The 21,087-nt window shown below is 36.0% G+C and carries 31 protein-coding genes and 1 pseudogene; 25 read left to right on the plus strand and 7 right to left on the minus strand.

The features are described from left to right. Positions 1-182: 182 nt before the first annotated feature. From KHA90_RS23895 to KHA90_RS23920, 6 genes are all read left to right on the plus strand, one after another. The gene (locus KHA90_RS23895) at positions 183-611 is read left to right on the plus strand and encodes a hypothetical protein (protein ID WP_213307813.1); all 429 of its coding nucleotides are present in this window, start codon (positions 183-185) and stop codon (positions 609-611) included. An 18-nt stretch (positions 612-629) separates the two neighbouring features. Beyond that, complete coding sequence (locus KHA90_RS23900; RefSeq protein ID WP_213307815.1) at positions 630-914, plus strand: hypothetical protein; 285 nt, start codon at positions 630-632, stop codon at positions 912-914. Then, a complete protein-coding gene (locus KHA90_RS23905) occupies positions 911-1,423 on the plus strand; it encodes a hypothetical protein (protein WP_213307817.1) in 513 nt (170 codons plus the stop codon). The genes KHA90_RS23900 and KHA90_RS23905 overlap by 4 nt, the downstream gene beginning before the upstream one ends. Position 1,424: 1 nt before the next feature. Further along, positions 1,425-1,631 carry a hypothetical protein gene (locus tag KHA90_RS23910; protein ID WP_213307819.1) on the plus strand — a complete coding sequence of 69 codons (207 nt, stop codon included), beginning with the start codon at positions 1,425-1,427 and terminating at the stop codon, positions 1,629-1,631. Positions 1,632-1,850: 219 nt separating this feature from the next. Beyond that, entirely contained in the window at positions 1,851-2,552 is a 702-nt protein-coding gene (locus KHA90_RS23915) for a hypothetical protein (RefSeq protein ID WP_213307821.1), read from the plus strand. Between the two features lie 145 nt (positions 2,553-2,697). Continuing rightward, a complete protein-coding gene (locus tag KHA90_RS23920) occupies positions 2,698-2,880 on the plus strand; it encodes a hypothetical protein (RefSeq protein ID WP_244860579.1) in 183 nt (60 codons plus the stop codon). Here KHA90_RS23920 and KHA90_RS23925 read toward each other — a convergent pair. From KHA90_RS23925 to KHA90_RS23955, 7 genes are all read right to left on the minus strand, one after another. Next, positions 2,877-3,329: a hypothetical protein gene (locus tag KHA90_RS23925; RefSeq protein ID WP_213307824.1), complete on the minus strand. Its 453-nt coding sequence runs from the start codon at positions 3,327-3,329 to the stop codon at positions 2,877-2,879. The genes KHA90_RS23920 and KHA90_RS23925 overlap by 4 nt on opposite strands. Next, a complete protein-coding gene (locus KHA90_RS23930) occupies positions 3,326-3,874 on the minus strand; it encodes a phage virion morphogenesis protein (RefSeq protein WP_213307826.1) in 549 nt (182 codons plus the stop codon). Before KHA90_RS23930 ends, KHA90_RS23925 begins: the two co-directional genes overlap by 4 nt. Further along, a complete protein-coding gene (locus KHA90_RS23935) occupies positions 3,871-4,644 on the minus strand; it encodes a phage head morphogenesis protein (protein ID WP_213307828.1) in 774 nt (257 codons plus the stop codon). The genes KHA90_RS23930 and KHA90_RS23935 overlap by 4 nt, the downstream gene beginning before the upstream one ends. A 104-nt stretch (positions 4,645-4,748) precedes the next feature. Continuing rightward, positions 4,749-6,002, minus strand: a complete 1,254-nt coding sequence (locus tag KHA90_RS23940; protein ID WP_213307830.1) for a phage portal protein family protein — start codon at positions 6,000-6,002, stop codon at positions 4,749-4,751. A gap of 5 nt (positions 6,003-6,007) precedes the next feature. Next, positions 6,008-6,433 carry a phage protein Gp36 family protein gene (locus KHA90_RS23945; RefSeq protein ID WP_213307832.1) on the minus strand — a complete coding sequence of 142 codons (426 nt, stop codon included), beginning with the start codon at positions 6,431-6,433 and terminating at the stop codon, positions 6,008-6,010. A 4-nt stretch (positions 6,434-6,437) separates the two neighbouring features. Beyond that, the gene (locus tag KHA90_RS23950) at positions 6,438-7,967 is read right to left on the minus strand and encodes a hypothetical protein (protein WP_213307834.1); all 1,530 of its coding nucleotides are present in this window, start codon (positions 7,965-7,967) and stop codon (positions 6,438-6,440) included. Further along, positions 7,967-8,404, minus strand: coding sequence for a DDE transposase family protein (locus KHA90_RS23955; protein WP_213307836.1), 438 nt, complete (start codon positions 8,402-8,404; stop codon positions 7,967-7,969). Before KHA90_RS23955 ends, KHA90_RS23950 begins: the two co-directional genes overlap by 1 nt. Positions 8,405-8,587: 183 nt before the next feature. Here KHA90_RS23955 and KHA90_RS23960 point away from each other — a divergent pair, with 183 nt between their 5' ends. The 19 genes and pseudogenes from KHA90_RS23960 to KHA90_RS24050 all read left to right on the plus strand — a co-directional run. Next, a complete protein-coding gene (locus tag KHA90_RS23960; protein WP_213307838.1) occupies positions 8,588-9,544 on the plus strand; it encodes an HK97 family phage prohead protease in 957 nt (318 codons plus the stop codon). 7 nt (positions 9,545-9,551) lie between these two features. Beyond that, positions 9,552-10,478 carry a hypothetical protein gene (locus KHA90_RS23965; protein WP_213307840.1) on the plus strand — a complete coding sequence of 309 codons (927 nt, stop codon included), beginning with the start codon at positions 9,552-9,554 and terminating at the stop codon, positions 10,476-10,478. Positions 10,479-10,534: 56 nt separating this feature from the next. Further along, a complete protein-coding gene (locus KHA90_RS23970; RefSeq protein ID WP_213307842.1) occupies positions 10,535-10,867 on the plus strand; it encodes a hypothetical protein in 333 nt (110 codons plus the stop codon). Continuing rightward, complete coding sequence (locus tag KHA90_RS23975; protein WP_213307850.1) at positions 10,851-11,309, plus strand: CHAP domain-containing protein; 459 nt, start codon at positions 10,851-10,853, stop codon at positions 11,307-11,309. Before KHA90_RS23970 ends, KHA90_RS23975 begins: the two co-directional genes overlap by 17 nt. 24 nt (positions 11,310-11,333) lie before the next feature. Beyond that, positions 11,334-11,597, plus strand: a complete 264-nt coding sequence (locus tag KHA90_RS23980; protein ID WP_213307852.1) for a hypothetical protein — start codon at positions 11,334-11,336, stop codon at positions 11,595-11,597. A 252-nt stretch (positions 11,598-11,849) separates the two neighbouring features. Then, positions 11,850-12,284: a hypothetical protein gene (locus tag KHA90_RS23985; protein WP_213307854.1), complete on the plus strand. Its 435-nt coding sequence runs from the start codon at positions 11,850-11,852 to the stop codon at positions 12,282-12,284. After that, the gene (locus tag KHA90_RS23990; RefSeq protein WP_213307856.1) at positions 12,285-13,514 is read left to right on the plus strand and encodes a DUF2586 family protein; all 1,230 of its coding nucleotides are present in this window, start codon (positions 12,285-12,287) and stop codon (positions 13,512-13,514) included. Positions 13,515-13,519: 5 nt separating this feature from the next. Then, positions 13,520-13,933, plus strand: coding sequence for a hypothetical protein (locus tag KHA90_RS23995; RefSeq protein ID WP_213307858.1), 414 nt, complete (start codon positions 13,520-13,522; stop codon positions 13,931-13,933). Positions 13,934-13,945: 12 nt separating this feature from the next. Then, on the plus strand, positions 13,946-14,263 hold the full coding sequence (locus KHA90_RS24000; RefSeq protein WP_213307860.1) for a hypothetical protein: 318 nt from the start codon (positions 13,946-13,948) through the stop codon (positions 14,261-14,263). A 163-nt stretch (positions 14,264-14,426) separates the two neighbouring features. After that, positions 14,427-16,436, plus strand: a complete 2,010-nt coding sequence (locus KHA90_RS24005; protein ID WP_213307862.1) for a phage tail tape measure protein — start codon at positions 14,427-14,429, stop codon at positions 16,434-16,436. After that, complete coding sequence (locus KHA90_RS24010) at positions 16,436-17,098, plus strand: DUF6046 domain-containing protein (RefSeq protein ID WP_213307864.1); 663 nt, start codon at positions 16,436-16,438, stop codon at positions 17,096-17,098. The genes KHA90_RS24005 and KHA90_RS24010 overlap by 1 nt, the downstream gene beginning before the upstream one ends. 11 nt (positions 17,099-17,109) lie before the next feature. Then, positions 17,110-18,069: a hypothetical protein gene (locus KHA90_RS24015; protein ID WP_244860581.1), complete on the plus strand. Its 960-nt coding sequence runs from the start codon at positions 17,110-17,112 to the stop codon at positions 18,067-18,069. Further along, positions 18,069-18,572 (plus strand): hypothetical protein, encoded by a 504-nt coding sequence (locus tag KHA90_RS24020; RefSeq protein WP_213307868.1) that lies wholly within the window; start codon positions 18,069-18,071, stop codon positions 18,570-18,572. The genes KHA90_RS24015 and KHA90_RS24020 overlap by 1 nt, the downstream gene beginning before the upstream one ends. Before the next feature lie 7 nt (positions 18,573-18,579). Continuing rightward, complete coding sequence (locus tag KHA90_RS24025) at positions 18,580-18,789, plus strand: hypothetical protein (RefSeq protein ID WP_213307870.1); 210 nt, start codon at positions 18,580-18,582, stop codon at positions 18,787-18,789. A gap of 1 nt (position 18,790) precedes the next feature. Then, entirely contained in the window at positions 18,791-19,132 is a 342-nt protein-coding gene (locus tag KHA90_RS24030) for a hypothetical protein (protein ID WP_213307872.1), read from the plus strand. Continuing rightward, a complete protein-coding gene (locus KHA90_RS24035; protein ID WP_213307874.1) occupies positions 19,122-19,406 on the plus strand; it encodes a hypothetical protein in 285 nt (94 codons plus the stop codon). Before KHA90_RS24030 ends, KHA90_RS24035 begins: the two co-directional genes overlap by 11 nt. Then, positions 19,406-20,278, plus strand: coding sequence for a nucleotidyltransferase (locus KHA90_RS24040; protein WP_213307876.1), 873 nt, complete (start codon positions 19,406-19,408; stop codon positions 20,276-20,278). Before KHA90_RS24035 ends, KHA90_RS24040 begins: the two co-directional genes overlap by 1 nt. Next, entirely contained in the window at positions 20,268-20,753 is a 486-nt protein-coding gene (locus tag KHA90_RS24045; RefSeq protein ID WP_213307877.1) for a hypothetical protein, read from the plus strand. The genes KHA90_RS24040 and KHA90_RS24045 overlap by 11 nt, the downstream gene beginning before the upstream one ends. Further along, positions 20,750-21,087 (plus strand): annotated as a pseudogene (locus KHA90_RS24050) (hypothetical protein); the annotation flags it as partial. The gene KHA90_RS24045 and the pseudogene KHA90_RS24050, both read left to right, overlap by 4 nt.

Consider the following 21,087-nt stretch of genomic DNA (forward strand, 5'->3'; position numbering starts at 1 on the left):
TAGAAAAACAACTAATAGAATAAAATAATTTTATATTTTTAAACTACTTTTTAGACACCTTTTTGAGTTCATTTATACTGCTCACTTTTATCCAGAATTAGGTGCTCACTTTATCCAGAATATCCAGGCCAAAGAAATATCACAAAAATTCATTCATACAAAACCAATAAAGTACCTCATAAATGGAAGAATTAATCACATATAAAGTAACATTTAAAGAAACCGCTGACGAATGGCTATTTCAATATAGAAAAGATGATGGTGTAGTTTACAGTTTCTTCAATCTCAAAGGAAAAAGAGTACTGAAGCTTTTAGAAAATGTTCAATTCCCGGGCACAAAAAATGAAATGGAAAATTGGACTAAGTATAAACACCTGGTTACAATTGAAATGGTTTTGAACGATTATTCTTTTGAAGCTTTCTGGATTAAATATAATCTAAAAATAAAAAAGGAAAAAGCTGAGACAGCTTGGAAAAAACTTGACTTTGTTGATACAATTAAATGCTTCAACCAACTGCCAAAATATCATGAGTATTTAGCAAAAACAACTCAGGCAAAAGCACATTTGGTAACCTGGCTAAATCAAAAAAGGTATAATGACGAATATTAACAAAATAAAGATAAAAAAATGACAAAGCAATTCGTAAAGGTTACTCAAACCTATGCACCTAAAAATAAACTACAACAAATAATACTTGAGCGTTTAGAGCCAATTAGTCACACGCTTTTTAAAGATAAGAAAGAAGCGATAGAAAGTATTAAAGCTCTCTTTAAATCAGCTTTAAATGATTATAAAGGAAGAGCCGCTGTTCCAGAATTAAAAAACTTTGAAGGAAGTAAAAACGATCATGTTTACAATATTGATGAAGTGATCAACATTTCAATTTATAACGTAAAAAACGATTTATCATGAAACTACCATTTAGCCAAGAAGTAAACGGAAAACCAACTCATTTCGTAGAAAAAATTTGGAAAGGTTTGAAAGAAAGTCTTTCGAAAGAGTTGCATGCAAGGCATGAAGCACAAATGACACATGAGGAATTAACAAAGCCATATGAAGTTGATAGCGATATTTACCCTTTGGTACTGCCGAAAATTCACACAATAAGAAGAGATTTAAAAAACCGTTGGAAAGCAAAAGCATTAATACATTTTGTTATCAATTTCCGCGGAAACAAAACTTATCAGTTCGCCCCGGTTCTGCCCGTGGTCAGTACTCAAAAATTTTTGATTAAATATTCAAAAGTAAGAACAGGCGTTTGGTCATTGGATGCTACAATATGGATTGATGGTAAACTTTTCCTTGATGATTATTTAATAATTGCCAATAATAGTGGATTTGAATCTGAGCAAGATTTTTTTGATTATTTCAGCGAAGATTATATCGGTAAAATCATTCATTGGACAGATTTAAAATATTAACATGGAAAAAAGTATTTTCATTCTAAAAACAATAAATAAGAGTTTTTACTTAAAACAAGGACAAAGCCCCAGAGGTTTAAGAGAAGAACATCATAGACCTTATTTAATAACCGTAGAAGTTGACAAAACTATGGATCAAGCAGAGTTATCTAAGTTTATTGAATATTTGATTGAATTAAAAATGGCAATGACTTACGGAAATCCATAAAATTTATAAAAATTAACTTAATACTTTTGCCCCATGTCAGATCGATATCAAGAAATAAGAGATTCCCATATGAAAGAACTAGCAAAACTACATGCTAAGATAGATCGTCAATACAGAATAAAAATCACAATATTATGTGTAGTCGGTTCAGTACTCGGTTTGTTATTGCTGTATGTGATATTTTTTCATAAATTTGATTAATAAAAAACAATTATAAAAATGAATTATCTAACAGTTACTATGACAGAGGCGGCTAATGCTTTTGAAAAACTAGGAAAAGCAGTGTCAGAAGCTACACCCACAATTATTAATGCTTTCACAGAAGTTCAAATTTATTTTGAGCCATACTATAAACGCAAAGAACAACGACGTCAAGTAAAAAAAAGGTTTTCCATTGTTATTTTATTCCTTTTTTCTCTCTTCATTCAAGCACAAGATTTAAAATACATTAAATCGTTAGATTCATTAAATAATCAAAGTGCCAGAATATTTGCAGATCAGGTAGTTTTAGAGAGTAAAACTAAATTTGAGTTTTTACGAATTGACGAAACAACAAATAATCCTGAAAACTATCATGAAGTTGTTTATATTCCTGCTGATGCAGTAAATAAAGAAAAGAAAGCTAAACCATTTGTTATGTGTGATGAATGTATAAAAGTTAAGTTTTATGTTTATAATGCCGGTGAAAACAAGACGCTAGAGAGAAAAGGTACTAGAGCTTTAAGATTCGATGAAGTTTCTGGAAGATATTTAGACATCTTTCCTGTTTGGGAAAGAGTTTTTAAGCCTGGAATAAATTTAGAAAAAACAATTGACGACTACGATAGTAGAGTGTTAAAAAGGAAACAACCACAAATTGAATATAGATTTGATAAAAACGCCTACCTAGAAAATAACTGGTACATCCACAATTACTCATAAAAAAAGCCTCCATTACGGAGGCTTTTTTTATGCTTAAAAGTTGAGTTGTACGATATTAAAAATATGTATATTTTTGTACCATATGACACTCAGCAACCAATCTTACGGAATTAGATATAACACGCTTAAACGCTACAGGTTAATTATGGAGTTATATAAAAGTCATAAGGCAGAAGATATTCCGGACACTGTAATTTTAAGAAAGTACATCCTGCCTGTTTATCCTATTTCCCGAACTACATTTCATACAATACTTTGCACTCCAGTTAATAAGGAAATTGCAGAGCTTGAGCAAATAAAAGCACAGCAGTTGACAATTACTTTTTAAACATTATGCATAGCAATTGTGTAAACTACCTGATATTGCTGTATTCCATCATCCCTTTTTACTCTTTTAAATGACTTTCGCATTAATCGTCCGGAACCCATCACCGGTGCAAATCCGTGAATTTTTCCATGTGCTAATTCAATAAGTTCATGTATTGCCCGGGCATCGTCCTTTTGTGCCTGAGGAGCGTTAAAACTTGTGTTGGTTAGTTTCAAATTCGCGAAAGTCAGTACTATGCTACCAGTCCCTTCTTGCCTGTTTTGTGGTATTGATTTATTATCTCTACCAATGTCACTAAAATCAATGTTGGTAATATCAATTAAACAGCAAGGCCATTTAACTGGGGGATTAGGTGAGTAATCGTCTAATTGTCCCCAGTCTTCATCGATATATGCGATTCCTGGTACTTCATTAATTTGTGCTTGTGTATTCTCTAAAAATTGTTTCATCTTTTAAATTGTGCCATTAATTCCTCGCTAAATTTTTTTACATTCGATTCAACCACACCCTTAACAACTTTTGTTACTTCCGGGTGACCGCCAATAATTTGGCGTTTTTCAACTTTGATCTTATGACCTATTTTCATAAGCGCAAGCCCTTTCCATTTTTCCGCTTCAGTACTTAGATTTACATTTTTCTTGCTTTTACTTTGAGAACCATCTTTCTTTGTAGTGATACCGCCCATCGCCTTGTAATACATTGCCCAGAAATAAGACTTCATTTTTGCAGTTACTGTAATTGTGCCTCCTTGATTATGAATAGATGCATACGGTAAGGAACTGCTAAACTTGATCATTCCATCGCTAATAGAATATTTAATAGATCGGCGTAAATTACCTGTTCTGCTGAGCAAGGAACCTTTACTATTATTTATTTTAGTAGTTGGCCACTTTTCAGTAAAGAAAGCTTTGCGTTCAAAGTTTCTGTCAAATTCGTCAGCCAGTTCAACAGCCACGTCAGCTGTAATTTTCTTTTCTAATTCTTTGATCGTCATTTTTTAGCTTTCTTTATTTCTTTGGCTCCCTTAACTTTATTGTATGGATGCTCGGGAGGAAACACTTTTTTTGCCATGCCAGGATTAAACCTGAAAATGGCTAGTTTGTTTTTACCATCTTTATCAATTTGGCTAGTTGCTTTTTCTCCTTGCGCATTAGCTTTTTCACTATCGCTCGTTTTATATTTTCCTTTTCTGACTTGTGGCGCAGTACAACGACAACGCCAGCCGTTTGGTGGATAGTAAGAAATCCAAAAAGGATCATCTGAAGGCAAAGTAATATCCTGAAGCTTTGCGTGTGAATCTCTTACCTTGCTATCATTTGCCGTACGATATTGTAAATCGTAATCCTCTGATACATTTGCCCAATTAGCAGCGGATTGAGCCGAAGAAACAGCAAATTGATATTCGGCTTCTAAATAATTCTGATTGTAATTTTCTTTAATAGATTGAATATCTTTTGAAAACTGACTGAAAGGTTTAATTGTATTTTCTTCAGTTAGTAAAAGTTGTGAAGCTTCAAAGAGTTGTGCATTTGTTTTTAATTCCGAAAAAATAAAGGTGTCCTGTTTAAGACTTTTACTCATTTGTTCCGGCACGTCATTATCTGTTATGGCACTATCAAATATTTTGGCAGTACTTTTAATCAGATTTTTGTATTCTGCTGTTTTGGCTAAATCCTTAAAGTTGTAAGAGCCGTTATCATGTAGCTTTTTAAATGCTTTTTCAACTGTGTTTAAAACTCCTTTAAACTTATCTTTTTGTGCCAAAGTAATTGTGCGTTTATCTGTATTACAATCTTCGCAGTTGCAGTCGTACAGAAAATTTAAACGATTATGTAATGCCCCAAAATACTCTTGCTTTACTTTGGGGCTTAAACGAAAAAACCATCTTCCAATGAAAGCTTTGTTGCAGGTGCTGCTGCGATTTGTTTTGCTTTTACAATTTGGAAACCAAAGGTTGTATTCATCCATTCAATATTCATTTCATAATCTGTCATCGCTTCTTTAGTCATTGTCCACAATTGCGCAATATCTTCGGTCTCTGGATATGAAAAGACACATTCACCGGAAATGATTCCAATATTGATAAGTGCAGGTATAATCGTTGAATTCCAGTATTGTTCAATCAATGATAAATCACTATCAACCAATGTTTGCAAAGTTTCCTGCATTGCAGTTTCTTTGGAACGACTGCCGTTTTTAGTGTCCTGTCCCATCACGGCACCATTAAATAACATTGATAGTTCGTTGTTACAAAAGGTCATTAGATTTTGATAAACTACACCGTCTGTTTTTGTAGCTTCCGCCCACTCAAAGGTTTCGTTATCATCAATGATAAACCATGCCGCTGCGCCCATATTTTTCATCATGCTTTCTGCTCTTCTTAGCATTGAAACATTTTGAGTATCAGTTTTCATAACTCGCGGAGGAATACCGACAATTTCGCATAATTCAGACCAGCAGGATTGCGCAAATCTTTTAAACAAAACATGTGGTACTGCGCAGTTCATCAATCCTAAGTCATCGGCATTTCCAAACTCTAAAATCCAGGTTCCGTATTCTTTCATTTCACGATATGCAATAGATTTATCATCCCTGTAATCCGCGAAAAACAATCCCGCTTTAGGATCAATGTTTTGGCGTTTAATCAAATCTGCTTTTAACTGTGGTTCAGTTGCAGCTTGATTATTTTGAGTTTGAATCCAGGATAACTCTACAACAGAATGAGCATGTGTTATTGTGCCTAAAATCGCCTTGTTGATTTCATTTACCCAGATTTTGTCCTGAAGGAAGTTTGTAACCTCTTCGTTTATTTTTCCTGACTTGTCAGAAATTATAAAATTTGATGAAAGAGATTTTAAAAAACGATTACTTATTTGTGAACGCAATAAACCATCTATAAATATTTCATCATAGAGATTCATTAATAAATGACGTCTCGGATTTTCAGCTTTGCGAGCCATTGTTAATGCAGTATTCCATGTTAAAACATCCTGACGAACGCGTGACATGGAGACCGGCATAATTTGATTTACCAAACCGCTAGAGCTTGACGTAGCACTTGGTTTTTTAGCTGCCAATTCTATTTTATTTCTTGCAATTGATCTTACTTTTCTATTTGCCATTTTTCTTACTCGTGATTAAATTTTGTTCTTGATCCGAAACCATACGTGTCTAATTCATCTTCTTGATCTGCAATTGGGATCACTGGCAAATCGGATAAGATCACATCTCCTTTTGAAAGTTTTATTAACCATTTAACCGCGCGATCATAGCGGTCTTTTGCCTGCTCGGCAATAATATCGGCATTACATAATTCTACCAGATACCATTTTGCCACAGTTACGGTATGGGCTACTATTAAGGAATTTCTATCGCTTCCGGTTGTGGCAAATATCGCCGGCACATTATAAGACGATGCGCCAGTCAAATAACCGCCAACTTCCTGTATTGCCGCGCCAATTGCCTGAAGTACTAAATCGTCATTCCCTTCAGTGATCTGATCAACCTGATAGCCATAAATGGCACTTCCTAAATCATTTTTATCTAAAAACATATTTTTAAAATTTTCTATTACTAACAGAACCAAAAGAATAACCGCCCTCCATCGGAACGGATTTGTTATCTAAAATCCAACAACCGCCTTCTAACATATCGGGTCCATCCATTGTTTTTGCATTTTCTTCAACACCTAACATTTGTCCGTCCATGATTACCATATCAGGATTTGTTTTCTCGTCGATATTAAAAATCAGATTGCCTTTAGAGTGAATTGGTTCCAGCGTACCTTCAATCCTGAAAAACTTCTCAGGCTTCTTTCTTTTATCTTCAGTTATGGGTAAATAAACACCGAGTTCCTTGTTTCTTTTTTTTATCTCAGGTGTAATTACTTGCTCATAATGGGGGTCTTGTAGTGAGTTATTTTCAATATAAATCCTCTTTATATCGACCTTATGTTGCACCAGGTAATTATAAGCTTCAAAGAGCCAGTCAACAAACGTTGTATTGTTGGTTTGCTTCAGCCAAATCTTATATAAGTAACGCTTTGCGCCCTTTTTACCTATAATACCTACTGACTTGTAAGAAGCTTGTTTGCTTGCTCCTTTGTCTTTATTTGATGTTGAAGGATCGGCATAAACGAGAACTGCATCACAAGAACTTACCGGCGGACATTTAGCGTAAGTCATTATATCAAATACATCACCATCAGCCACAGGATTATTATAGTACTCTTTTTGCCTCGCTGTCCATGATATTTTAGAAAGCGCACGATCAATTAATAGCTCAGTGTTTTTGTTTGGCCAAGTTGAAACTCCATTTTCGTCACGGATATTTATAATCTCATGAATGTCCGCAACTTTTGCCATTTCGGTTATACAGCAGTATTTTGCAATAATATTTCCGCAGGCAATCCATAATAATGGATTAGAAATAGAACGGGTTCCGTATAAGGCCTCTTCGAGCCATTTTACTTTTGCTTTGATTCTTGCAGCATTTCTACACTCTTCGTCTGTATCAATATCATCAATTAATATACAGTCCGGACGAACTTCGTCTTTACGGGTTCCACGCGGTGATTGTCCGGCACCAAGTGCACGAAAGGAAACACCTTTTTTGGTCACAAATTCGCCCGCTTCCCAACTACCTAAACTTTCCTGCTCGCCATAATCGTTAATGATCCTGTTATTTGCTTCCAAAATAGATTTATAAGGAAGCAATAAGCGTTCAGCATTATCATAAGTACTGGAAACAAGCAAGATGTTTTTCTTTTTCCCGGTCATTGCCAGATAAAGAACTTCCATCATTGTACGTCCCGTTTTTGAAAGTTCACGAGACCAGGAACGAACCTCGTACCATTCAGGATTTTTTAAAACCCTTTTGGTAGCTGCAATATGGAATGGTGCCGGCTCTGAAGTGTAGAAATTTGGAAAATAGTATTTAAACCATTGTTCCGGATTCTTTTCGAGTTTGGCAATACGGTTTTGTTTGTCAACCAGACTTTCGGTAAGGTCAATAGGTGTCGCCTTTCGGGTATTATCCCGAAACTGTTGCCATAACTCATAGTACTTTTTATCTTCTCCGCTCGCCATTATTTCATTTTTGCAGTGATGAAGACATCAAATAAATTTGTAATTTTTTTCGCGAGCTCTAAATCCTGAGAGCGCACAAAATCTATGAAGTTTCTGGCAACTTCTACAGTATCACCGATTGATGTTTCGGTTTCAAGTCGATTGATGGATGCAGAAATTTTGACAATGGTGTCCGCTTCTTTACCTACAGCAACTTTAAAATCCCTTTTCGAAATATCAGTATTCAGGAAGTCGAGCTGATCATATAGAAATGACAACTGATTTTGCTTTGTGGTTAGCAATGACTTTTTAAGATTTTCCCATTTACCTTCTTTAATCCACTTTGCTAATGTTTTTTCGGTGACAGAAACTCTTTCCGCTATTTCCTTTTGAGTTAATCCCCCACCTATATATAAGGATTTTGCATACTCCTTTTCCTGCGCCTTTCTGAGTGCCATAGTGTCGATTTTATAAGCAAAATTGACGCAATAATGGGAGTTTAAAAAAATGATGTTCAGACACTTTACAGCTTTGTAAAGCCAGTTGACATAGGTGTTCAGGGAGTTTTAAGATTTTTTTTTAAGGCGTTTTTACGGCACATCTTTGCCATCAGAAAATGAAATAACCACAAAAATTAGCTTATGCCAAAACCATTCGTCTTTAACGATCAAACTCTAGCCAACAGTTATGGATTTAGAATCCTTACATCAGGTATCAGTTTGAAGCGATTTAAAAAAAATCCTATGATGTTAAATGATCACTGGAACTCAACACGAAATGTTTTGGGTAAGTGGATTAATGTTAAGGTTGAAAATGATCTTTTATTGGGTGAACCAGTATTTGATTTAGAAGATGAAGACGCAGCAAAGGTTTCACGAAAAGTTGAACAGGATTTTATAAAGTCATGTTCAATGGGGATCACATTCAATCGCGAAGACTTGAAAATAATTGGTGATGAACTTATTATGACCAAATGTGAGCTCTACGAATGTTCAATTGTTGCAGTTCCTTCAAATGCTAATTCAATAAGACTTTATGCAGATGGAGGCGAACCACTAAAAGACGAAGAAGTCAAGCAATTGTGTTTATCACTACAGCCTATCGAAGGCGAAATCCAAATTTTAAAATTAAACCCTAATAACGATATGAAAAAAATCACATTATCACTTGCTCTATTGACAGCATTAAGTTTTGATAAAACTATTCCCGAGGTGGATGTTGAAGCGGTCGAAGCCGCTGTCTTAAGTTTATCAAAAGACAATACACAAATGAAAGCTAAACTTTTGGCTTTAGAAACAGAAAAAGAAAATGCGGCGACTTTGGCAATTGAGACAATGGTTTCATTAGCAATTACCGAAGGAAGAATTCCCGCTACCAAAAAAGAAGATTTTGTAAAACTTGCCTCGGCTGATTTCGAGCTTGCAAAGTCTACACTTTCAAGTATTCCTGCGAAGGTGACTTTAGGAGACAAAACTATCGTTGCTGTTGGTACAGGAGTAAGCACTAAAGAAGAGTTTCAAAAATTAAGTTTGGATGCTCAGTTAGCATTCAAAGCTTCTAATCCTGACGAGTACAAAAAAATGTTTAACGTAAAATAATAAAAATATGCCAGCAAATTTCCCAGAAATATGGGTTGATCGTGTAATTGAAAACCTTGACAATTCAGACCAAGCGCCTTGGTTAGATGGAGTTGCAGAACTTGACGCAGATGTTACTGCGGTAGGAGAAAATACAGCTACAGAACAGAATATTATTCATCTTGCATCAACGGATTTCGAAGTTGATGTTTTGATTAACAACAACACTTATCCTATTCCGGTGCAGGTGTATGCTGATGGAAATCTAAGTTTTTCCCTTGATAAGTACCAAACAAAAGTTGTAACGGTTTCGGATGATCAGGTGATGGGTGCATCTTATGATAAAATCGACAAAGTAACCAAATCTGGAACAAGAGCGATCTTGGTTTCGAAATATGCAAAAGCAACCCACTCGATTGCGCCGCAAACAAATACGGTTAAAACTCCAGTATTTCTTGCTACCGGTGTGAATGGAACTGATGCACCTTTAGTTGCGGCTGGTGGTCGTCTAAGATTGACTTATGATGATTTGGTAAATTACAAATCTGAATGTGATGATGCTGATTTTTCAGAAGAAGACAGACGTTTAGTTTTGTCCAACGATCACTGGAATGACTTGCTTTTAGATCGTAAAAGATTCGGAGATAAACTGGTAGATTATGCCAAAGGAAAACCTGCTCCGGTTATCGCAGGTTTTGAATTATATCAATACATCAAAACTCCATATTATACTTCTGCGGGTGTTAAAAAAGCTTACGGTTCTGTTCCTTCGGGAACTGATAAAAGAGCCTCAGTTTCTTTCTGTAAAGATGGTATTGCTAAAAAAACAGGAAATACAAAACAATATTTTGCGCCTGCTGCAACAAATCCATCAGGGCAAACTAATGATTTGGCTTATCGTCACTATTTCCTTGCAACGCCTTTCAGAGCCGAGAAAATTGGAGCGATCCTTTAAGATTAATAAAAAAATAGCTCTTCAATTTTAAGAGCCATTTTTTCAAAAACAACTACATGGAACAAATTGTATACCCAACCCTAACTGTTTTTTTTACAGCATTAATTACCTGGTTCTTTTCCCGAAGAAAAAATATCGCTGAAGTTAGATCAGCTGAAATTGATAACGATCTAAAGCTAAAATCAGCTGAACTTGATAACGACGTAAAGGCTGCTAAACATTACCGAGACATACTCGATGATTTTGCAACAAGATTGACAACAGCTTACGATACTATCAAGGCAATGGAAATTCAACACCGAGAATTAATGCTTGTGAATCAGCAGTTAGTGGATGAGTTGCAAAAGTTCAAACAATTAAACGGAAAGCCCCATGACACTACGAAGTAAATCCCTTGAAATAGCCCAAAGCCAAATCGGCGTACAGGAAATACCCAAAAACAGCAATGCTGGACCAGCGGTTGAAAAATATCTAAAATCAGTGGGACTAGGTAAAGGTTACGCGTGGTGTATGGCTTTCGTTTACTGGTCTGTAAAAGAAGCATCATTACAATTAAACGTTGCAAATCCATTAGCTAAAACAGCCGGGGTTTTGTCAATGTTTAATGAAATGGTAAAACTAAGAGTTACCACACCGCAGCCGGGTGATTTCTTTATTATGGATTTTGGACATGGTGCCGGACACACTGGCTTTGTAGAAAAGATTTTGCCAAACGGCAAACTGCAAACAATTGAAGGTAACACGAACGACGAAGGAAGTCGCGAGGGCTACGAAGTCGCACGAAGATATGATCGTAAAATATCACAAATGAAAGGTTTTATAAGATTTTAAAACCTCTTTAAATAGCATTTAAATATGAAAAAAAACATTAAAAATACACTCTGCTCATTTCTCTTTTGTCTTTTGTTTTTGGTTATTGGAACGCTAGTTTCTTGTAAAAGCAACAGCGTTCCTTTATCAACCAAAACAGAAGTAAATACAATTACAACTAAAGTAATTGTACATGACACAGTTTTCGGAATCAAACCGGACAGCTCTTATTACAAGTCTTGGTTAGAATGCATTGACGGAAAAGTCAAGTTTAAAGGAAAACCGGAAGTTAAAGCCGGAAATTTCTAAACCCACCCAAATTAAGCCTTATAAATAATCAGTTAAAAGTTGATTGTACAAGCGAAGCACAAAGGCTTTTTGCCTCTTGGAAGGAAACTTACATTTTAGAAAATAAACAGGGCGAAACCACAATACCGGTTCCATACGAAAAACCGCTGACCTATTGGCAACAAACCGAAATGTGGTGCGGTCGCTTCTTTATTTTCCTGATCGCTCTATTGATGATCTATAATATTTATAAACTCAAAAAAACAATTTAGGATGAAAACAGCAAAACATTTTACCACCTCTGATGGTACTGAATTTTACGAATACAATACGGCATTTAATCATGCAAGAACTCTTGAGGATAAAACAATAGTTTCTCCAGGAGAAGAAATAACCTTCGACATCGACGTGGTAGACGAAGAAATTATCTCAGATACAGTTGTAGATACGACTGATCATTCACAAATAGGCGCTGCAACAGATGAGCCGAAAATTGAAATTGAAGCTATTGCGGACGGTTCGGTAAATATTTTAAAGGATGGTGAGAATGCAGACACTTCGCCAATAAATGTAATTCCTCTTTCTGCTGATGCAACAAAGGAATTAATTAAAACAGGTGGTGAAGAAATTAAAGCAGTAACAACACCAAATGTTGAAACTCCAAAAGCTGAAGCTAAAAAAGAAAACAAACCTAATACCAAAAACTAAATGTTACCAGGTGTAGATATAGAATTTCAAAATGGACAACTCGGAACGGTTCTAAACCGTCCCGATGGTGTCTTTGGAGTATTGGCCAGTGCGGTTGCAGTCTCAACTACTTTCCTGCTTGAAAAGGATTATGAGGTAAAAAGTATGCTTGATGTTGCAGCTTTAGGAATATTGCCAAGTGTTGGAAATTACCGTTTATATAAATTCCTTGAGGAATTTTATAATGAAGTAGGAAACGGAACGGCTTTATGGATTATGGGATTTGCAAACACTAAAAAAGTAAGTGATTTTTTCACTCCAGATGTTACAACTCAAAAAACACCGGCTGAAAAATTACTTGATGCGGCCAATGGTGCAATCTCTGGATTATTTGTGAGTTTCGATCCTTCGGTTGCTTATGTAGCAACAATTGAAACGGCAATTGATGCGGATGTTTTACTAGCGTTACCAAAAGCACAATTACTGGGCGAAAACTACACCAAAAATGAATATGCGCCATTCTTTGTTTACTTAGAAGGTTATGCATTTTCAGGTGATAAATTTACACTGGTTGATTTGACAACTAAGGAGTATAATCGTGTTGGGGTTATGATTGGTGATTCCCAAAAAAGAACTGGCGCAGTTCCTTCAAAAGGTGCCGCATTAGGCATTTTGGCAGGTCGTTTGGCTTCAAACAGCGTTCAGGTTAATCCTGGTCGTGTTAAAGACGGCGCAATTAAAAGTACAACCGCTTTTATTGTTGATGTCCCTGTACAGCTTTACGATGTTGGATCATTGCATGATAAAGGCTTTGTCACGCTAAGAAACCACAAAAGAAAGTCAGGTTATTATTTTTCAGATGGTCCTTTAGCGTGCGCGCCGGATGATGATTATCATTTCATCCCACAAAGAAGAGTGATTGATAAAGCCTATCGTTTGGCTTATGATGCGCTGGTTGAATTTACTCTTGACGATCTTGATGTAAATAACAACGGTACTCTTCAGGCATTGTCCGGAAGCATTATTGAGCAGGCTGTTATTGCTAAAATATTTAGTGAAATGTCAGTTGAAGGTGAGCTTTCTTATGACCCATCTGATTCTAGTGATAAAGGAGTGATCTGCAAAGTTGATTTAACCCAAAATATTACGTCAACATCAACAATTAAAATCAAACAATTACAGGTACGTTCAAAAGCATACGCCCGATTTATCGACGTTCCGCTTGGTTTTGTACCGATAACAAATATCTAAAAATTATGGCATTTAATAGTCGAGAATATGAGTGGGCAGATATAACTGTCATAATTGGCGGTCGTGATATTACTGGTATTCGTGGAATAAAATACGCTGAAAAAATTGAGCGTGAAGCGATTTACGGTAAAGGAAAATATCCGCAATCAATCCAGAGTGGCAATATCACTTCTGAAGGTGAAATCACGATGTTAATGTCGGATTACAATGCAATGGAAATCGCTGCGGGTGGCTCAATTCTGAGTACTTCAGTTGATGCGCTTGTATCCTTTGGAAATCCGCTTGAAGGCAATTTTATGAAAACTGATGCTATTGATGGTATCAGATTCACAGAGGCGCCAGTTGAGATGAAGCAAGGGGATAAATTCGCCGAGGTCACAATTCCGTTCATCTGCTTGAGAATACGTAAAAATATCTAATTCTAAAAAAAAATGGAAAAAACAAAAATTGCAAGTTATTCGGAAATCACACCCGAACAAATAGCCGAGTGGAAAGAAAGACATGGTCCTGTTTTCAAACTTGAATGTGAAGATAAAGCGTGTATTGTAAAACTGGCAGATAGAAAAACTTTGTCTTTTGCTTCGTCATCTGGGACTAAAGATCCCATGAAATTTAACGAGATGATCTTAAGAGGTTGTTGGTTAGGCGGAGATATGGAAATATTGGAAAACGACACCTATTTTATTTCAGTATCTCAAAAAATTGCAGAATTAGTACAGTTTAAAACTGCAACGCTGGAAAAGCTTTAGAGGCTGTCCCAGTTGACAAAAAAGATTTTATAAGAATTAGTGATGCTCAGCTTCGTTACTATTTTAAAATTGACCCGGACAGCCTCACAGATGAAGTATGGGCAATGCGGGTTAGAGAGCTGGAATGGATAAGAAGTTCTGAGAAAAATCAACCTACCGAATAATGAGCAACCTTTTTGAGTTTATGTTTAAGATCACGTCCAATGCACAGGCAATTACTGCCGGCATGGATAAGCTTAACGCAACTGTTGAAAAGGTTGAAGCAAGCGCAGGAGATATGGATAAAGCCTTTAAAAAGGCTTTTGTCGATATTAATAATAGCTTGAAAACAATCAAGTTAAGTTCTATCATGGATCAGGTAGAACGAACATCAAATGCGCTTACAAGCTTAAATAAACCCGGCATGGACTTAAGCACGTCGATGTATGATTTATCTGCAATGACAGGCGTGGCGGGTGGAAAACTTAAGGAAATTGAGGGTTACGCCCGAAAATCCGCAGTAACATTCGGTGGTTCTGCTGCCGCCGGTGCTGAATCCTTTAAATTAATTTTGGGTCAGTTAACACCCGAAATTGCAAAAGTACCTGAAGCGCTTGACGCGATGGGAAAATCTGTAGCCGTTACAAGTAAACTTATGGGTGGCGATCAGGTCGGAGCCACTGAGTTGTTAACTACTGCAATGAATCAATATCAGGTTTCGCTTGATGATCCTATTGCAGCGAGCGCAGAAATGGCAAAAATGATGAATGTCATGGCGGCTGCTGCCGGTGAAGGTTCGGCAGAACTGCCACAGATTAAGCAGGCGCTTGAACAAACGGGAATGGCCGCTAAGATGGCAAATGTATCTTTTGAAGAGACCAACGCCGCTTTACAAATTTTAGACAAAGCAGGAAAAAAAGGATCTGAAGGCGGTGTCGCATTACGAAATGTTTTGGTGAAACTTGGTCAGGGAAAATACATTCCTAAACAGTACCAGGAACAACTTAAAAAATTAGGAGTAGACACCACTAAACTGGCTGATAAAAACTCTACACTAGCCGAAAGATTGACAGCTTTAAAGCCTGCAATGAAAGATAGTGCCTTAATGTCGGCGTGGTTAGGTGAAGGAGCTGACGGCGCAACAAAAGCATTACTGGCTCAAATTCCAACACTTGAAACTTTAACAGATAAAATTCAAGGAACTAATACTGCTTATGAGCAAGCAGCGATTGTAATGGAAAGTCCTGCGGAAAAAAACAAAAGACTGCAAGCTCAGATTGATGATTTTAAAATTTCATTGTTTAACGCAACAGGCGGCGTAATGGGTTATGCTGAAGTATTGGGAGGCATGGCATCGACAATTAGTGATTTATCCCCCCTTTTAAGTGGGATGGGAACCGTAATTACAACGTTAGGATCGGCAACAAAAAGAGCTGCATTGTTTGCAAAAATTTCATCTGTTTGGAATGCGATAGCGGCAGGTGCAACTGAACTTTGGGCAACTGCTCAATGGCATTTGAATGCTGCAATGGATGCTAATCCAGTTGGTTTAATAATATTGGGTGTAATGGCACTTCTGGTTTACATCAGTTATGCGATTATGAAGTGGAACGAGTTTGGCGCAGCCATGCTTTTAATACTTGGACCCATTGGCTGGGTCATAAATGCTTTTATGACTATTAAAAAACACTGGGATAGTATTACTGCGGCATTTAAAGGCGAAGGTATATTGGGTGGATTGAAAAGAATTGGTCAGGTATTATTTGATATTGTTCTTTATCCCTTGCAACAAATGCTTGAGATTTTATCAAACATACCCGGACTGGGAGGTTTAGCCGGAGGCGGTGCCGAGAAAATTAAGAATCTTAGAGCTTCAATGAATCTTGTTACAGCAGATGAAACAAAGAAGAAAGTTGAGGAAAACACAGGTATAAAAGAACCAAAAATACCCGGAGCAACATTAGATAAAGACGGAAAGCCAACAGGAGATGGAAGCGGTTCGGGAACTAAGTCTAATGAAGCAATTGCCACGGGAGGAACTAAAAATACTGTGATTAATATTACGCTTAAAGATTTGATAGGAGTTTTACAAATTTCAGGAAAAGACTTTAAAGACAGCGCAAATCAAATGAAAGAACAAAGTCAGGATGCTTTACTAAGAGTTTTGGCATCCGCAAATACAGCAGCAGGATAATGGATAACAGAGATATTTTATTTGCTTCTTTAGTAGGAACAAAAGTAGCTGAATCTATACCCAGATTTAGTGTTATACAAAATGAACTGGCAAAGCATGTTTTACCACCAATACCCTTTTTGCCATTAAGGAACGTTGATAAAATTAAAAAAGCAAAGTCTTCGGTTACTGTTGAGGAATTATGGTGGCATAGCGATTCAGCACCAAAAGCAGATCAGCAATTTTTTCCTCTGTCATTTTCTTTAACCAAAGACGGTCAGAAATATTTACTGCCATATGAAACAATGATTTCAATAAACGGTAAAAATCAGATTGTTAAAAGAAGTGTCGCTAAAGGCAACAAATTACCGGGAACCATAAAGGAGCGTTGGGCACAGGATGATTACGATATAACTATAACAGGAGTTCTAATAGGTGACTATGAAATTGGAAACATCAGAGATTGTTATCCTTGGCGAGATTTTGAAAAGTTAAGAGACTTTTTGCTAAAACCTCAGGCAATCTATGTTTTCTGCGAGCCTTTAAGACTTTTAGGAATAAATAAAATTGTGATAGAAGATTTCAGTTTCCCGTTCACAAAAGGTGAAAATGTTCAGGCATATGAAATAAAGGCTGTAAGTGATTTCGATTATTTATTAGTATTAAAACTAGATGAAAAGTAGTTATGCTGAACATGGACTGGAATATTACTTTCAAAAGTAACGGACTTTCATATAAATTGATGCTGATCTCGGAAATTGAAATAACCGAATCAGTTGAAAATTTAGTTGATACGGCAATTATTACTTTACCGGAAGCAGTAATGAATAAAGTGCTGGATTTTGAAAACACTATTGCCCGGGGTTCTGAAATAACCATTGAACTCGGTTATGATAATAATCTTAAAAAAGAATTTACCGGCTATGTTAAGGAGATCACCACAAACGATAGCAGTTTGAAAATACTTTGCGAAGATTCTTTATTCTTATTCAGGGTTGGTGTAAAAGATGTAGAGATGAAACCTACATCAATGAAAAAAATAGCACAATCACTCATTGATCAGATTGATAAATCTTTTAAGATATCCTGTGATTTTGATATAGGTTACGAAAAATTTACCATACACCAGGCGACGGGTTATGATGTTCTTAAAAAGCTTCAGGAAGAAACGAAAGCTAATATTTATTTTGATAGTGAAAATAAGGTTTTGCACATTCATGCACCTTATTTAGAAAAAGGCGGTGACGTTGTGTATTCGATGCAAAAAAATATTGAAAAATCTTCTTTGGAATATAAACGGGCAATCGACAAAAAAGTTGAAGTAACTATAGAAAGTATTGATTTAAAAGGCAAAGTTCGAAGTTATACGACAGGAACTACCGGAGGCGATAAAATCACAATTAAGGTTGGAGCTGTAAGCGAAATCGACATGAAAAAAATTGCTGCAGTTGCTCTTCAGCAAAATAATTACGATGGTCTTGATGGTTCAATTGATTCCTGGTTAATACCTTTTGTTAAGCCAACTTATTCAGCACATTTCATTGACGAAGATTATCCTGAGAAATCAGGTATTTATTATGTTATATCAACCGTAACGACATTTAGTGATGCAGGCGGTAAAAGAGTTGTAAAATTTGGAGTTAAACTAGGATAATGGATACACCGGCACAAATAAAAGCTTTACTAAAAGATATTATTGGAGCAAATCCAAATTTACCAATAACCGGCACAGTTCAATCAATTCAAGGCGAAAGCTGTACTGTTAAACTAATTTCAGGATTAGACATTACCGATGTAAAGCTAAAAGCAACTATTGATGATCAATCAGATTTTATTCTGGTAACACCCAAAATAGGATCATTAGTTTTGATGTTGTCTTCAACCGGTGACCTTTCTAATATGACGGTAATAAAAGCAGATCAATTTGAAAAAATTGAAATATGTCAGGGAGGTCTGGAATTGCTCATTGACAGTTCAGACAGTAAAATCAGTATCAAGAATCAAAGCGTAAGCCTTAAAGAGATATTTACAGATTTAGGAACATTACTCAAGCAATTAAAAGTTTACACGCCAATGGGTCCATCGGGCACACCTTTACCAGATTCAATACTGGCGATCGAAAGTTTTGAAACAAAGTTTAATCAGTTATTAAAGTAGGTTTAAAATGGGTTTAAATAAAAATGCGCTTAAGGCAGAGATAAAAAATATCATAACAGAAATGCGAATCCGTACTGAAAATTCAGACGATGAATTTGCAGATCGCTTAGCCTCCGCAGTTGATACTTTCGTTAAAACTGCTACAATAACCTATCAAACAGGATTAACCGCTCCAAATGGTCCAGTAACAGGAACGTTTCAGGGAAAATTAGAATAATATGAAAGATATCGGTATTCAATTAGTAGACAATATTGATGATGGTAATCTTTTAGATATTAAGATAAATCCAATCAGGGACAAAGACGGCAAAATAACATCCGGTTTAGTAATTGGTAACACATTGGAGCAAAACAAAGCTTTAATACTTATCGGATCGCAGGGTGATTTTAAATACCGTCCAGATTTAGGAGTATGTTTTGAAGATGTGTTGCTTGGTGGTGATCTTTTAGAATACAGACATAAAATTACAGAACATTTCACAAAGGATGGACTAAAAATAACAGAGCTCGATTTATATCGAACTGACTATATTAAGATAATTGCTAATTATGAAAGCTAAACACGGACAATCATTTTTCGATCTTGTATTACAATCAACCGGAAGTGCGGAGAATGCTTTTGCAATGTCGTTGCTAAATGGCGTGTCGATTACTGATCCTTTATTTATTGATCAGGAATTACTGCCTTCAGGAAAAGCCAATTTATCCATTATTGAATCCTGGTCTGAAAAGAACCTCCCGGCAACTGCAATATCAAATGAAAATCACGAATTAATTATACCAGATGATGGAATTGGCGCAATGATCATCGAAGATACATTTATAGTAAGATAATGGCAAGAACGAAAACACAAATAAAAGCAGAAATAACTACAGCATTTATGGCAAATGCAGATTTTGCCACAAAATATGGTTTTGTTATTGGCAGTTCGTTTGAAGCTCAATTTTCATTAGTCTGTTTAGAAAATATTCTTTTTGAAATTGTATCCTTAGCGCATTTTATGCACGAATTAGTGTTTGATCAACATGCAAAGGAAGTTGATCAGCGTTTTGCAAATGAAAAAGCAGGAACGCTTCCGTGGTATAGAACTATGGCTTTACGATTCCAATTCGGTTTTGCTCTTGTCCAGGACAAAGATTATTTCAACAACGGCGATGCCACTACTGAGCAAATCGAAAACTCTAAAATTATAAAGTATGCCGCGGTTAGTGAAGCAACCGACAGTAGCCGGGTCATTCTAAAAATAGCCGGTGAGCAAAATGGAGTATTAACCAATTTTACAGATGCAGCGCAAGTCGAAGCAATTGAATTTTATTATAAAAGAATTAAAGTTGCAGGTGTAGCCTTAACAATTATAAATTATAAAGCAGATAAATTGTACTTGACCATTCAGATCAAAAGGAATGCTTTAATACTGAATGAAAACGGAATGAGTAAGCTAAATGCTAATTATCCGGTGAATGAAGCTTTACAGGAGTTTATGAAAGAATTAAAATTCAATGGTGAATTACAGCTTTCATCTTTAATTGATAAAATTCAGTTGGTACCAGGTGTTGAAGATGCAACGCTGATCAGTGCGCAAAGTGCGTGGATAAAACCTGAAATAAATGGTTATGGTGAGCCACAACCGATAAATATTTCCAAAGTTGCTGAAAGCGGATATTTTGAGATAGTAACATTTGAAAACATTCATTATGTGGTTTAAAATCGACTGGAATATTTTCGCACTGGATAACATTCCCACGATGCTTAGAAAACCATTCTTAGCCTTTTTTGCTCAAACATTATTGAAGCCTTTAAACTCGCTTTATTATAAATGGTCAAATTGGCGTATAGACAACTTGTACAAACTTGATCACACAGGTCAGGTTTGTTCATTGGAAGGTTCTTTAAACGATAGCTTCGACAGAATACAAAGGCGCATATATATAGGTGATGGTCAAATGCATGAAACTTTTTACATCTATACCGAAGCAGAATCAAAAACAGTTTACGTCTATCCGGAGATTGAAAACAAAACAATTTATTTAAGAACGGAATCAGAAACTGCAGATACAGGTTTAGACTTTATTGTCTTTGTTCCGGAGGAAATTTATAACGCTCAGTTTTTTGCATTAGATGCACATATCAAATTTTACAAATCAGGCGGTTTCCGTTACAAAATATTTATCATAGAATGAATAATACAAACTTCATACAAACAGGCGGTTGGCCGTTAAATCTTGAGAGGCTAGAAGAACTCGAAACATCATTTAATGTATTTAATGCTTTTGGATCATTAGCCGGTAATTTCAGTATTATTTCAGGTTGTGAAACAATTGGCAGCACAGTTCAAAAAGGTTTCGTTTATATTGACGGTGAACTTTTAGAATTTAGACCCGCAGTTCTATCGGGAACTTCACGAGTAATAATTATCGAAGAGGCTGTAAGCCGTCCTTTTGAAAATGGTTCAGTAAAACAAATTTATACAATTCGTTACGCCACTTTTGGAACTTCAGATGTTTCGTGGGCATG

This window comes from Flavobacterium psychroterrae, assembly GCF_018380615.1.
Lineage (GTDB): Bacteria > Bacteroidota > Bacteroidia > Flavobacteriales > Flavobacteriaceae > Flavobacterium > Flavobacterium psychroterrae.